At 64.3% G+C, this 13,333-nt stretch carries 12 protein-coding genes and 1 pseudogene; 4 read left to right on the forward strand and 9 right to left on the reverse strand.

Annotated elements, in window-relative coordinates:
* Positions 1-44: 44 nt before the first annotated feature.
* Positions 45-260, reverse strand: a pseudogene (locus tag CXY75_RS21105) (histidine phosphatase family protein); the annotation flags it as partial.
* A 102-nt stretch (positions 261-362) separates the two neighbouring features.
* Between CXY75_RS21105 and CXY75_RS15520 the strand changes: the two are divergent.
* The gene (locus tag CXY75_RS15520; RefSeq protein WP_146069496.1) at positions 363-3,251 is read left to right on the forward strand and encodes a hypothetical protein; all 2,889 of its coding nucleotides are present in this window, start codon (positions 363-365) and stop codon (positions 3,249-3,251) included.
* 15 nt (positions 3,252-3,266) lie between these two features.
* Here the strand turns inward: CXY75_RS15520 and CXY75_RS15525 are convergent, their stop codons facing one another.
* The 6 genes from CXY75_RS15525 to CXY75_RS15545 form a co-directional block, all read right to left on the reverse strand.
* Positions 3,267-4,106 (reverse strand): FAD:protein FMN transferase, encoded by an 840-nt coding sequence (locus CXY75_RS15525; RefSeq protein WP_233201950.1) that lies wholly within the window; start codon positions 4,104-4,106, stop codon positions 3,267-3,269.
* Positions 4,107-4,167: 61 nt separating this feature from the next.
* Complete coding sequence (locus CXY75_RS15530) at positions 4,168-4,605, reverse strand: FMN-binding protein (protein WP_104083715.1); 438 nt, start codon at positions 4,603-4,605, stop codon at positions 4,168-4,170.
* Positions 4,602-6,002, reverse strand: a complete 1,401-nt coding sequence (locus tag CXY75_RS15535; RefSeq protein ID WP_233201951.1) for a ferric reductase-like transmembrane domain-containing protein — start codon at positions 6,000-6,002, stop codon at positions 4,602-4,604. Before CXY75_RS15535 ends, CXY75_RS15530 begins: the two co-directional genes overlap by 4 nt.
* Positions 6,003-6,184: 182 nt before the next feature.
* Positions 6,185-6,436 carry a hypothetical protein gene (locus CXY75_RS15540; protein ID WP_104083716.1) on the reverse strand — a complete coding sequence of 84 codons (252 nt, stop codon included), beginning with the start codon at positions 6,434-6,436 and terminating at the stop codon, positions 6,185-6,187.
* Between the two features lie 7 nt (positions 6,437-6,443).
* On the reverse strand, positions 6,444-6,581 hold the full coding sequence (locus CXY75_RS19870) for a hypothetical protein (protein WP_158251222.1): 138 nt from the start codon (positions 6,579-6,581) through the stop codon (positions 6,444-6,446).
* A 91-nt stretch (positions 6,582-6,672) separates the two neighbouring features.
* The gene (locus tag CXY75_RS15545; protein WP_104083717.1) at positions 6,673-9,204 is read right to left on the reverse strand and encodes an ATP-dependent helicase; all 2,532 of its coding nucleotides are present in this window, start codon (positions 9,202-9,204) and stop codon (positions 6,673-6,675) included.
* 109 nt (positions 9,205-9,313) lie between these two features.
* Between CXY75_RS15545 and CXY75_RS20770 the strand changes: the two genes are divergently transcribed.
* A complete protein-coding gene (locus CXY75_RS20770) occupies positions 9,314-9,448 on the forward strand; it encodes a hypothetical protein (protein WP_255411796.1) in 135 nt (44 codons plus the stop codon).
* Between the two features lie 289 nt (positions 9,449-9,737).
* Here CXY75_RS20770 and CXY75_RS15550 read toward each other — a convergent pair whose 3' ends face one another.
* Positions 9,738-10,733, reverse strand: a complete 996-nt coding sequence (locus CXY75_RS15550) for a glycerophosphodiester phosphodiesterase family protein (protein ID WP_104083920.1) — start codon at positions 10,731-10,733, stop codon at positions 9,738-9,740.
* Positions 10,734-10,953: 220 nt separating this feature from the next.
* Between CXY75_RS15550 and CXY75_RS15555 the strand changes: the two genes are divergently transcribed.
* On the forward strand, positions 10,954-11,772 hold the full coding sequence (locus CXY75_RS15555; RefSeq protein ID WP_104083718.1) for a Bax inhibitor-1/YccA family protein: 819 nt from the start codon (positions 10,954-10,956) through the stop codon (positions 11,770-11,772).
* 92 nt (positions 11,773-11,864) lie between these two features.
* Positions 11,865-12,017, forward strand: coding sequence for a hypothetical protein (locus tag CXY75_RS20570; RefSeq protein ID WP_233201952.1), 153 nt, complete (start codon positions 11,865-11,867; stop codon positions 12,015-12,017).
* Between the two features lie 322 nt (positions 12,018-12,339).
* Here the strand turns inward: CXY75_RS20570 and CXY75_RS15565 are convergent, their stop codons facing one another.
* Positions 12,340-13,299, reverse strand: a complete 960-nt coding sequence (locus CXY75_RS15565; protein WP_104083720.1) for an alpha/beta hydrolase — start codon at positions 13,297-13,299, stop codon at positions 12,340-12,342.
* Between the last annotated feature and the right edge of the window lie 34 nt (positions 13,300-13,333).

Genomic DNA, 13,333 nt, shown 5'->3' on the forward strand with positions numbered 1-13,333 from the left:
GGTTGAACCGGCACGCGAGATCTTGGCCGCTCTGCGACCTACGCTCAGGATGCATCCATCTCGCTGACGCTGGGCTCCCCGTCGTGCCATTCACGTAGCGCCGACATGGGCGTGGGGTCCAGATTTGGGTAGCCGGCCAGCGCCCCCTGCATGGTCCTGCGGGTGAGGTCGCTCATGCACGCCGCCGCGAGCGGCACCGTGCGCATCCACTCACCGAGCGCCGCGACCTGGACCTCGCCGCGTGCGGTCAGTGGCGCGTCGCACCAGCCCTGATCGGCAAGCTGTCAATTTGGCGAGCCTAGACGCTCCCGTGCGCCGGTAGTATTCTCGGCGCATTAGCAGGCCGTCGACAGGTGGTTCCGGTGAAAGCAAATGTACCTCTCGCACTCCGGCCGCACGTCAGAGTGCTCCCAGCGCCGGAAACGCTGGAATTGCGCATCCACGGCATCAAGAACACGACCCCGGCCTCGATGCTCGGCGTCGCTCCCAAGAAGGTTGAGCGCGTCGACGGCGATGACCTCGGCGCGTTCTGGATCGAACAGGAACCCCCGCCGGACCGCCGCGAGCGCCGGGAGGCGTATTCCTGGGGCGGCATGACGCGCTCCGGTGGCGGACCACTCGCGCTCATCGGCACCCTGTTCGTGCACCTCGGCTGGGTACTGATCCTGCCGTTCGGGCTCTGCAACGTTGCCTACTGGACGCGGCGCATCCCCCTGAATCAAGAACCCGGCCGCTGGGATGGGGGTCGCGGTGCACCCGTCCTGCGCTTGTTTGCCCTCGGCCTGACCCTCATTTACGTGACGGCCCTCGCCTCGGTCAGTCTCGATCTGATCGGCGTGCAGTGTTTTCCACTCAGCGACTCGCTTGGCAGAACGGTCTGCAGCCAGCTTCCACCGTTCTTCGACGCATTGAGTGACCTCACGCGCGGCGTCAGACTCGCGCTTCTGTCGCTCGTTCCGCTCGCCATCATGCTACTGCTCTATGCCCTCTCGCACCGGGCCCGCGTGCGCTACGAACCCAATATTGCAAAGCTGGCCAAGCCCGCTGAAGCTGACGAGGAAACGCCCGTCGCCCCCGCCGTCGCCGCGACAGCTATCTTCGAAGCGTCGGCAGCCGCGGCGCGGCCCCCGCTCCTGGCCTCCGCCGAATTCTGGGTCCAGGCCCGCATCGCGGCGACGACCGAGCGGCTGCACTTTTCGGCCGTTGTGTTCTTTCTCGTCACACTCCTCGCGGGCGACCGCCTGTTCGCCGGTAATCTCGAGCTTCGGGGGTATGCTGCTAATCCTTCGCTTCAGAGTGGCCTCCTTGCGCTCCCCGTCGCCATCGCCACGTCACCGATCGCGTTCGCGTGCCTGGTTGTAGCGGCGGCGGGCCTATTGTGGGTCGGAATTCTCATCTGTATTACGTCGGAGACTAACCCCGATCGACTTCTCCGTCGGCGCCGCATCTCCGGCTGGGTTCTCGCGCTCTCCGGTGCGGTCTTTCTCGTCGTCGGCATCTCAAGCGGCTTCGACCCGGACCCGGCAGCGCAGCCCCTCGACCCATTACCCACCCTGCTCGGCTTGGAGGCTGCGCCCACCCTGCTCGTGGGGATTCTGCTCGGCCTGAGCGTGGCGGCCCTGGGCTGGCGCCGCGGCGTACCGATCTGGCTATCGATCGTCATAATGACCGGGGCGCTGGTGTGCCTCGTGTTCGGTCGGGCGGCTAGCGTGAGCGCGACTGCAACTCCAGTAATCTCGGCCATTGCTGCGGATGCCGTTCCCTACTACCTTGGCGCTGCGCTTCTTCTGGCCGTCGAGCTCGTGATCGTGCTGGTCTTTCCGATTGGCGCGGGCCGCGCCAAACGCCACGCGGACTTTGCCTATGAAGGCTGGCGCGGGATGGGCCCCGGTGTGGTCATGCTCCTGGCCCTCGGCGTAGCCATGGCCCTCGCGAGCCTCGTCGTGGTCGGGTTCGCGGCCTTTCTGGCGATGCCCCTAGCTGGCAAACTGCTCAGGGATGACATGTTTCGTGCCGCGCCACCGCCCTCTCCGCTGATCGTGCCTCCGGCCTATGTCGAGTTCGGCGTCGCGCTTCTCGGCATGCTCGTCGTCGCGCTGCTGTTCGCCGCCGTAATCCTGGTACCACTCGTGACCCGGTTGTTTCGCCTGAGCACCCCCGTACTCAAACGTGACGGAGTCACGCCCGATGAACGGGTCAAGTTTTCGCCGCTACCCGGTTACGGCAATGACCGTCCCCCGATTCCGCAGACATTTGACCGGCTTGAACAGCGCATACTCAAGGCGCGCCGAATCGCGGCCCTCGCCCAGCGCGGCGAACCGTTTGTCGGAATTCTGGCCGCTATCGTCGGCGTCGGCCTCGTCGCCACCGTCATTCTGAGAGTCCCGTCGGACTTTACGACAACAGTAGTGACGATCCCCGCACAAAGTATCGCCGTCGGTATGCTGTCTGCGATTGCACTCGCGGCCTTCACCGCCGTCGCGGCGAACGCTCTTACAAATACCGAGCGACCGATGGGCGTGCTCTGGGATGTGATTTGTTTTCTGCCACGCGCCGGGCATCCGTTCGGACCGCCGTGCTATTCGGACCGCGTGGTGCCCGAGCTCAATTCGAGGGTGCGAAAATGGCTCGAGGCCACGGACACTGCGTCGAAGCGGCGCCGGGTCGTGCTCTCGGCACACAGCCTCGGGGCAGTACTCGCGGTATCCACCATATTCGCCAACGTCAGCAGCGGTTCGACCGGTGCCCAGCCGTGCGTAGTCGGGTCAAAGGTGCCGCCACCCCGCATCGGCCTGCTGACTTACGGAACACAGCTGCGCGCCTACTTCGGGCGATTCCTGCCCGAGCTGCTCGGCCCGGAGGTGCTGGGCACGAGGCCATGCCAGGCGCCACGACTGTTCGGTGGGGACCCCTGGCTGCGCCAGGTACTCGACGATGAGCAGGAGCGCGGCCGGCCAGCACCGGACGGTCCTGGCACCCTCCGCGCGATTCTGACCCCCACCACGAGACGTTGCCGACCGGCCCAGCCGCTCTGGATCAACGTGTGGCGGCGTACCGACTATCTCGGGTTTCCAGTGAATAGCTACCGCGGCCGTGCCAACGAAATCGACCGCGGAGCGGGCGAGCTTGAGCCGACTACCTACCTGGTGACCGTTGCCAGCCATGGAAACTATCCGGACACGGCGGAGTACACCGGGGCCGTCCACGATCTGCTCGGCCGGATGATGCCGCCACGACACTGGCCGCATTGATCGACAGGCGGCCTCCTACGCGTTCCGGCGCAGCCCCGGTGTCGCGAGCATCTGTCCGCCGCGCACCACCGTGAGCACTTCGATGGCGAACCGCGCGGTCACCTCGTTCAGCGTCGCTTCGCCACCGGCCACGATGGCCGTCGCGAGCACGTCGGCCGTGACGATGTCCGCGGCGAACACGCTGACTTGGCGAAAGGGCGACATCTCGCCGGTCAGCGGCGTCCAGATATGTTCCCCGCGTTCGGCGCTGCCGGAGGTCGCCACGGCCCGCAACGGATGCCGCAGCGGCACACTGGCCAGCACGCCATCTCGATCGAACGGGTCGACAATTGCCACGACCCATTCGGTCCGGATGCTGGCCACGGCCGGAGCGGCCACACGATGCCCAGTTGGCACTGCGCCGTCGGCGAACTCCCACCCATCAAACCGATCTCCCGGCTCGCCACTGACCAGCACGTCACCGCCCGCGTTGATCGACCAGTTGAGCAGACCCTGAGCGGTCAACGCCTCACCGGCCTCGGCTATCGCGAGCGCCTTGACCACGCCGGAGAGGTCGATCACGCCGTCAGCCCGATGCGGAGTGAACACGCCATTGGTGCGGTCACGCCACTCCAAGGCGAGGGCGTAACAGCCCCGCACGTGCTCACTCGCCTCGGTTAAACGGATGTTCCCGCGCGCAATCCGACTCAGCTCCGAGTCCTCCCGGTATAAACTGAACCGCTCATCCCAGCGTCGGAACACCGGCTCGACCAGCGCACGACCAGCGCGCACGTCGTCACGGTCACCCAACCGGAGGCTCACGATCGTGCCCATCGTGTCGAAGGTCAACGCTGTACGCGATCGCGGTGCCGGCACGAGCACAGCCGAGCCGAGCCGGCGAGCATCCGTTCGTGATCGGCGCCGATGGCTGCCACGCTTAAAACCCCGCCGTGTCGAGTGCTGACTGCAGCGACAGTAGATAGCCCTGGGTCGTGTAGGTGGCGCCGCTGACGTTTTGCACGGTGGACGTCTGCGCTGTGAGCACTTCGGAGCGGAGGATCGGCGCCGCCTGGTTGCTAATGGCGACCGACCGACCGCCACGGTTGGTCAGCTGCAGCGGCGTAACCTCGGTGATCGCGCCGTTGGCGATGGTCACCGACACCTGCATGTTGCCGAATTGGGTCTGCACGACCGCGCCGGTGAACGTGCCGGACTGCGCCGCAGCATCTGCCGCAGCCGTGACGGTCGTCGTGCTGACACTTTTCGACGCGGTCAGGCTGTGCGAGGCGTCGATCGCCTGGGATCCCAGCTGCCACCCGATACCAACGATCGAGACGGAGGCCAGGGTGGCCAGGGCTACCGCGCGTGCTCTCACCAGTCAAACCTTTCGTAGTGGATCTGCCTTGTGGGCACCCCGCCGGAGCGGGCGTCGCGAACGACGGCGTCGGTCCAAGGCCGGGGGCCGCAGATATAGATGTCGCTGCTGTGCAGTTCGGGCACGAGCGTGCCCAGGGTATTCCCGGCCCTGACGGCATCCGCTGGAAGCCAGGTACTTACTCCGGTGGGTCGTTTGCCGGTGATAATGCGTAGCTCGGCGCCCCGAACCCGGCAGAGGTCGGTCAGTTCGTCGACCAGGTAGGTGTCGCCGATGGAGTGCGAGCGGAGCAGCACGGTGGCGTGGCCCGGTGCGAACGAGACGGTTTCAAGCAGGGAGCGAATGGGGGCGACGCCGATGCCGGCGGCGATCAGCACAACCCGCGGCGAGGTGCGGGCGCTCTCGGTGAACAGTCCGTATGGGCCTTCGAAGCTCACCCGGGTACCGCGAGCCAGCTGGGGCAACTTCTGGGAAGCGTCACCCAGGCCGCGAACGGTAATACGAAGGCCCCGCCCGGTCGGCGCGGCGGACAACGAGAACGGATGCGCCTGCCACCACAGTCCGTGCGCCCAAAACCGCCAGACGAAGAACTGCCCAGAGGTAGCGCGGAGCTTGTCGAGCTGCCGCCCGGTCAGCCTGATCGAGACCACCCCTGGCGCGACGGCGTCAACGCCTTCTACGACTAGGCGGTGGCGCAGTGACCGGGCAACCGGCAGCACGAACCGAAACACGATGATGCTACCGGCCACTGCCACGTAGAGTGCCAGCCAGTAGTAGCGGGCGATAGCGCCCTCACTGAGCAGGTTCCCCACGCTCAACTGGTGCGGGATGGCCACCAGCACGGCGAAGTAGGCGAGCAGGTGTACGGCGTGCCAGGCCTCGTAGCGAAATTTGCGCCGCACGACAACAAGCGAGGTGACGACGACACCAATCATGAGCGCGAGGCCGAGAAAGGCGAGCGGCAGGTCAGGCAGACCGGTGAACATGGTCCAGATCTCAGCGAAGACGTTGACGTTTTCGGCGAGCGCGTAGCCCGTGATGAGCAGCGCGGCGTGACCAAGAATGAGGTAGAGCGCAGGCTTGCCGAGCGACTGGTGCACGGCCATGGCCTGGTCGTGTCCGAACGCGCGGTCGATCGGGGGCAGCCGCGCGGCCAGCACGAGCATGACCAGCAAGAGATCGGTGCCGACGAGTCCGGCGATGATTCCCAGCGAGGTGACGGCATCCGCCGGGGTGCCAAACTTAGCAGCTCCCCCATCGGCGAGAAAGATGGCGATAACGATGGCGACCGACGCGATACAGATAATCTGCAGGCTGTCGGCCAGGCGCATCCGCTTCTGGTAGGCCGGGTGACGGGGCGCCGGTACGGTGCGGGTGCTGCGCGTGTCGAGGCTCATGAGTAGAGCATCGGTCGATCTCCCCCCGAACAGCTATCGATAACCTGTGAACGGTCTGTGAGTCGTCAACGTCCGCGTTTCGCGGGGTAAATGGGTGTTGAGGACGGCCTGAAGCGGATGCTCACCGCCCGTTAACGAGTACCCCGGCAGTGCCGGTCGTCGCTCGGCCATCGCCCGCGCGATCACCAGAATGAGCACCGCGACCGGAGGGCAGGGCAGCAGCACCAGCGCGGCCAGAATTCATCGGCGGGAGTTGGGAGCTGCGCGATCACGGCGTAACCGAAAACGAAAAAGATCGGCGTGGCCGGAAACAGCCCCGCCGTGGCTGCGACGAGGATTCCGGCCACGATTACCACGACCAGCCCGGCGGTCAACACGATTAAGGGCGCCTCGATCAGGGCCAACACCAGAGCACAGGCAATAATGGCGATCATCAGGGTGCTAGCGCACGGTAACCGTGCGCAGCCGCACCCGGTAGGGCTCGTTGCGACCGAACAACGCGGTCATCGCACCGAAGGCCGCGTAGGCGGCCCACCCGAGCTGGCCGGTAAGCACCAGAACGGTGAGCGGAAGTGCCACGGCGACGGCGGCCCGGGTGGCGACCTCGAACTAAAAGGAACGCAGCGAGCGCGCACATTGTCGCAAGCTTTCGGGCGGCCCTGCATCCACGTTAGATCTTTTCGATCGGTGCTATCTTGATCAACAGCTTCTTGGCACCAGCACTGTCGAACTGCACGTGCGCGATGCGCTTGGTGCCCTCGCCGGTGACCTGATTGACCCGGCCCTCGCCGAAGTCATGATGGCGGATGCGGTCGCCCGCCACCAACTCGAGGCTGCCATTGTCGCGCACGGTTCCGGTGATCTTGTTCGCCCACTCGGTCTTCGGCTTGCCCGGGGGGAGGCCAGCCTGCTTCGAGCTGTCGCTGTAACTGCTGCGCCCGCCGTAGCCGTCGCTCGAGCCGCCGCTCAGCGAGTTGCCAAAGCTTCCGAAGCCCCCGTCGCGGCGCGCGTTGAGCGCCCGCGGCTGTGTGCCGCCACGCGAGTTGGCCATTCCAGGCGACTGCTTCCAGTCGATCAGCTCGGCCGGAATCTCCTGCAGGTAGCGACTCGGCATCGCCACGTTGATGTTTCCGAACTGAGCGCGGGTCATGGCGAGCGAGAGGTAGAGCCGTTTGCGGGCGCGGGTGATGCCTACGTAGAACAGGCGGCGCTCTTCGGCCGGGCCGCCGGGCTCGTTTGCCGACATCTGGTGCGGCAACAGCCCCTCCTCGACACCGGTGAGAAACACGGCCTCATATTCGAGGCCCTTGGCGGTGTGCAGGGTCATCAGCGATACCGTGCCGGAGGCGTCGTCGAGGTCGTCGGCCGCGGCCACGAGCGACACCTGGGTGAGAAAGTCGACGAGGCCACCGTCGGGGTTCTCCTTGTTGAAATCCTTGGTCTGGGCGACGAGTTCTTCGATGTTCTCGGCGCGCGCCTCATCTTGCGGGTCGCGGCTATTGCGCAGCACGGCGAGCAGGCCGCTTCCGGAGAGCAGAAATTCGAGCACCTCGGAGACGTTTGAGCCCCCGACCGGAATGCCGTCGTCGGTAATCGACGTTGGCACGAGCATGAGGGCGGCAGCATCGAGCAGGTCCGCCAGTTTCAGGATGGCCCCGGTCACCTTCGGCCCGAGGCCGAGCGCTGCACAGCTGCGCATGGCCTGCCGAAAGGTGAGCTCGTTATCGTCGGCGAAACTCGACAGCCCGGTCTCGGTGGCGGGGCCGATGCCGCGCTTGGGCGTGTTCAAAATGCGGCGCAGGGCGAGTTCGTCGACAGGGTTGGCAACGGCAATGAGGTAGGCGAGGGCATCCTTAATCTCGGCCCGCTCGTAAAACTTGGTGCCGCCGACCACTCGGTACGGAGTGGCCGAACGTACCAAAATCTCTTCGAGCGCTCGAGTCTGGGCGTTGGTGCGGTAGAACACCGCCATATCGCGGTAGGCCATGCCGGCAGCGTGCAGCACCTGAATTTCGTCGGAGACAAACTGGGCCTCGTCGTGCCCGGAATAGGCGGTGTAGCCGACGATTTTTTCGCCGTCGCCACCCGCACTCCACAGCTTCTTGTCTGTGCGGTCGAAGTTATGGCCGATCACCGCGTTCGCGGCCGAGAGAATATTTTGTGTCGACCGGTAGTTCTGCTCGAGCAGAATGACCTTGGCGCCCGGGTAGTCTCGCTCGAACCCGCTGATATTGCGGGTGTCTGCCCCGCGAAAGGCATAGATCGACTGGTCTGAGTCGCCCACCACCGTGAGTGACGCCCCGGGGATAGCGCCGCTACCGTCGCGCAGGTTGCGCACGTGCACGCCGTCGTCGTCCATCTCCTGGGCGAGTTCGGCAGTGACCGGCCGGGTGAGCTCGTGCACCAGGGCGTACTGGGCGTGGTTGGTGTCCTGGTATTCGTCGACCAGCAGGTGCCGAAAGCGACGTCGGTAGAGCGCGGCGACCTTGGGGAACGCACGGAACAGGTAGACGGTCTCGCCGATGAGGTCGTCGAAATCGAGGGCGCTCGCGGCGCGCAGCCGGGCGGAGTACTGCCGAAAAATCTCGACGAACATGACCTCTTGCGGGTCGCTCATGTTGGCGTCGCGCGCGTAGGAATCGGCATCGGCGAGCTCGTTCTTCAGCTTGGAGATCTTGGCGCCGGCCGACCCGGGCGTGAATCCGTAGGTGTCGGCGTCGAGAGCCTTGATGATGCGTTTGAGGGTGACCTTGGTATCGGCCGAGTCGTAGATGCTGAACGAGCTCGACAGTCCGATTTTTTCGGCCTCGCGACGCAGAATGCGCACGCACGAGGAGTGAAAGGTGCTGATCCACATTCCGTCTGAGCTCTGACCGAGAATGGCGTGTACCCGCTCGCGCATTTCGGCGGCGGCCTTGTTGGTGAAGGTGATTGCCAGAATCTGGCTCGGCCAGGCATCGCGAGTTTCGAGCAGGCTCGCGACCCGACGGGTGAGCACACTGGTCTTGCCCGAGCCGGCGCCGGCGATGATGAGCAGCGCCTGGCCGCGGAACTCGACGGCCTCTTTCTGCTGCGGGTTGAGCCCGTCGAGCAGCGGGCTTTGTTCGCTGCCGCCGGGGCCCGCGTAGCCGTTCGAATCGAGAATGATCGGCGTGGCCGACCGGCCGGCGGGCGCGGATTCTGCATTAAGAGGTGTGGTCATGTCGGTTTCTAGTGTAGGCGAGGCCCCTGACACGGGTGCGGGTCGGGCTGTGGAGTGTGGCGACCCCCGACCTTTGCTGATCGAGTCAACGGGATGGAAAAATGATCGCATGGCCAACAACTGTGAACCCCGCCGCGCAGACGTTGACGAAATCGAGCTTGTCGGCGGACTAGAAAAGCACCTGCTCGAAGTGGATGCCCCGATCACCTCTCCCACGTCATCCGTTTCGAAACACCATGAGTGAACGCGGTACGCTGCGAGCATGACACGTCCGGAGAACGCTGAGTCCAAAGTAAATTCGAAGGGCACCAGCACTACTTATCTCGGCGCTGCCATCGCTGTAACCGCGTTCTCGGTACTCACCTTTGGGAATGCGTCGGAATGGTTCGACTACGTTTCCGGCGCTGTCTTCCTGTGCCTCGCAGGCACTCTTGGCTACCAGGGGATACAGTCGATTGCCCAACGTCGGCGCTCTGCCGATAAGCAGTCACACCGGTAGTCTCCCGGCATCCAGTCGGGGCCCCGAGTACGACTCAGAGCGCGTCCCGCACGTGCACGGCAAGATCGGGGTGGTCGGCGAACACACCATCGATGCCGGAGTCGAGAATGACGCGAAACTCCGACTGCCAGTGGCCGAAGTCGGCCTTGCGAGTACCGCTACGAAACGTTTTCGCGAGAAACTTGTTCTCCGGGCGCAGGGTCCAGCTGTAGATTTCCAGCCCCGCACCGTGTGCAGCGCCCACCAGAGCGGATGCCCCGATCACCTCACCCGCGTCATCCTTTCGAAGGATCAGGGATTTGGGTACGCTGATGCCCTCGATGCCTTCAGACCCGGCGGCTAGGCGTGCCAGCCCATCGAAGGTGAGGTGGTCGGCATAACTTAGGGCACCGGCACCAGCGTCGGCCGGATGCCCCTCATCTTCGAGCAGAAAGACGCGTTTGCCGCGCACGCCCTTGGCCCGAACCTGGGCGAGCACGCTCGGTTCGAAGCTCTCCACGGTGAGCCGGTCGGTGTTCCAGCCGGCCGCTGAGACCTCGGCGGCGAACAGTTCGGGCAGCGGCAGGTCGAGCCCGGCGAAATAGGTGGCGTGCTTGATCTCGGCGACAATGCCGAGCATACAATCCGTATGCTCGGCCGCGGCATCGACGAGGTCGAACAGGTCGCGCAGCCGCAGAATCGGCTGCTGGTCGTCGAAGGTTGTGTTGCTCTGCCGCAAGGTGGGCAGACGTTCCCTGGCGCGCAGGGTACTCAGTTCAGCCCAGGTGAAGTCCTCGGTGAACCAGCCGGTGACCAGCGTGCCGTCAACGTGTTTCTCGGTGCGGCGAGCGGCGAATTCGGCGCGGGTGGCAACATCCGTTGTGCCCGAAATCTCGTTTTCGTGGCGAATGACGAGCACGCCGTCCCGGGTCGCGACCAGGTCGGGTTCAACGGCGTCGGCACCGAGGGCGAAGGCAAGATTGAAAGCTGAACGGGTGTGCTCGGGCCGGTAGCCGCTTGCGCCGCGGTGGCCAATGACGATCGGTTGCATGGTGTCAGGGTAACCGGACCGCAAGAACGGATGCTGACGACCGGCATCCGCTAGTAGCGAAACGTCGCCAAATGCCGCCCAGAATGCTGCAAATCGGCTGATCCCCAGCACATTCGAAAGTGCTCTCCGATAGGTTTAAACGAGTGCCGCACCAGGCGCTGCGTGTTGGTTCGCCCGCACACCCGAATACACCACCATCTGATTGTGAGTACAGCAACCCATGGCATCCTCCAACCCCGCTTTCTCCCGCAATGAAGCGTTCGGCGCTCGTGGCGCAGTGGCGTCGTCGCAGGCCCTTTCGGACAACGATCTGCAGTCGATGTACAACCGGCCATCCGCTGGCTCGCAAGACACCGAACGCATGACCTATGAAGACACCATCACCAAGACGGGCCTCGGTTTCGCGCTCTTGCTCGTGGCGGCAGCGATCTCCTGGGTCGCTACGCCGGTGCTGCCGTTCCTATTCATTCTTGGCGCGATCGCCGGCTTCGTGCTCGGCCTCGTCAACTCGTTCAAGAAGGAGCCGTCGGCTCCGCTGATCCTCGCCTTCGGCGCGGCGCAGGGCCTGTTCGTCGGTGGCATCTCGAGTGTTTTCGAGGCGCTATACCCGGGCATCGTGACGCAGGCCGTTCTCGCCACACTCGTGGTTGTCGGAGTGACCCTCGCGCTGTTCAAGAGCGGCAAGATTCGCGCCTCGAAGAAGGCCACCAAGGTCTTCTTGATCGCCATGGTCGGCTACGGCATCTTCTCGCTGGTCAACGTCGGCATGATGATCTTCGGTGGTACCGACCAGGCTTTCGGCATGCGCAGTGCGAGCATCAGCATTCTCGGCTTCGACCTAAAGCTCGGCGTCATCATCGGCATTCTCGCCGTGCTCATGGCCGCGTACTCGCTCGTGCTTGACTTCGACTTTATTCAGAAGGGCGTCAACAACCGCCTTCCGCGCAAGTACGGCTGGACCGGCGCCTTCGGCATCATGATGACTGTCGTCTGGCTCTACGTCGAGCTGCTGCGCATCTTCGCCCTCACCCGCGAGTAGCAGCATCCGCTTTCGATCAAGCGCCCGCGTTCTTTCGGAACGCGGGCGCTTTTTCGTACCTTGCGCTCGTCACACTGTGGTTGGCTTTAGTAATGAGTTCCACTGACCTGCACGCGCTTCTCCCCCTCGAAATCGGCGGCTCGAATGCCGTGTTCGGCTACATTGGCGGCGCCATCGTGCTGCTCGGTCTGGCCCTTGTCGTCATCCGCGCTATCCGCAAATACATCAAGGCCCCCAAAGACTGAACAAGCGGATGCCGCGGCCGGCTGTCCACGCAGCCACCGTATGAGCGCGCCCGACGAAGGTGTTCAGCGCCTCGGCGGCACCGAGCGCGCTCCGTTTCGTTGACGACGGCCACGACTTCCGCCGGCTCAACGACCGTCAGGTTGAAGAAGCGCGCCGTCACGATCACGCGGTCGCCTTGCGAAACTGGGCCGGGTGAGTCCGCCGCGAGTCCGCTCGCCGTTTTCACCCGCCACCGGAGCACATCCCGGGTGGCGCGCTACCAGACCGCGTCACCAGTTCTTACGAGCGCCGACGCGTCCAAAGCGGGCCCCGCTGGAGCGCCTACGCGTCGATAAACCTCTGCAACGCCTCATAGCGAGCAGCCCAGATGCGCTTGGAGAGGTCCGCTTCGGGGGCGAAAGTCTCCGAAGCGTGGAACGCTCCCGGGTTGACCCGGAACTCGCACGGCACGCCGGCTTGATTGAGTCGCATTGCAAAGTCGAAGTCCTCATCGCGGAACATATCCACTTGCCCCACATCGATGAACGCCGGCGGCAGGTTGGTGAGATCCGTGGCCCGGGTCGGAGCAGCATATTGGTCAGCCGGCTTACCGCCCAGATAGCATTCCCACGCCTCAAGGTTTCCGGCGCGGTCCCAGATACCTACCTCAGTCACCTCGTGCGCGGAATGTGTCACATTGCGGTCATCAATCATGGGGTAGATCGGCATCATGTACTTGAACTTCGGGCCGGACCGGTCGCGTGCCATCAGGGCCACGGCAATGGCGAGTCCACCGCCAGCGGAGCCGCCATAGATGCCGATATTCTCACTGTCCATGCCCAACTTTGCAGCGTTGGCGAAGACCCATGATGCACCTTGATAACAGTCATCCGGCGCGGCAGGGTATGGATTCTCGGGTGACTTCCGGTAGTCAACGGATGCCACAACGATGCCCAACCTCTCGCAGATCGAGATGCAAGTGGCCTGCTCACCCGCGATGGACCCGAGAATCATGCCCCCACCATGAATGTAAATGAGACCCGGCAGGTTGCCCTGCGCGTTGACCGGCTTGTAGATGCGAACCAGCACGTCGGGTGTTCCATCCTCCCCCGACGCGAAATGATCCTCATGCGTGACGTTGAGATTGACGGGCTGGTTTGCGCCCATGGAAAGCAGCAACTCGGCGACAGTCTCGCGTCGCGTATCTATGTCGGGAATGCCGTTGAAACCGCCAGGCATAAAGGCCAGCAGCCCCTCAAGTGGTTCCCGTGATTGTGGATCGATGTTGTCGCGTTCAGTCACAATGCTCTCCTTTGAGTTTTAGCTCAGGTTAGCG

This window comes from Cryobacterium sp. Y11 (assembly GCF_002929535.1).
Taxonomy (GTDB): domain Bacteria; phylum Actinomycetota; class Actinomycetes; order Actinomycetales; family Microbacteriaceae; genus Cryobacterium.

What these genes read in the sequence shown, in the direction of transcription:
- CXY75_RS15555 (WP_104083718.1), top strand. Translation starts at nt 10,954, where the DNA reads ATGGCATCCTCCAACCCCGCTTTCTCCCGCAATGAAGCGTTCGGCGCT.
- CXY75_RS20570 (WP_233201952.1), top strand. Translation starts at nt 11,865, where the DNA reads ATGAGTTCCACTGACCTGCACGCGCTTCTCCCCCTCGAAATCGGCGGC.
- CXY75_RS15535 (WP_233201951.1), bottom strand. Translation starts at nt 6,002, where the DNA reads ATGAGCCTCGACACGCGCAGCACCCGCACCGTACCGGCGCCCCGTCAC.
- CXY75_RS20770 (WP_255411796.1), top strand. Translation starts at nt 9,314, where the DNA reads ATGGCCAACAACTGTGAACCCCGCCGCGCAGACGTTGACGAAATCGAG.
- CXY75_RS15540 (WP_104083716.1), bottom strand. Translation starts at nt 6,436, where the DNA reads ATGATCGCCATTATTGCCTGTGCTCTGGTGTTGGCCCTGATCGAGGCG.
- CXY75_RS15545 (WP_104083717.1), bottom strand. Translation starts at nt 9,204, where the DNA reads ATGACCACACCTCTTAATGCAGAATCCGCGCCCGCCGGCCGGTCGGCC.
- CXY75_RS15550 (WP_104083920.1), bottom strand. Translation starts at nt 10,733, where the DNA reads ATGCAACCGATCGTCATTGGCCACCGCGGCGCAAGCGGCTACCGGCCC.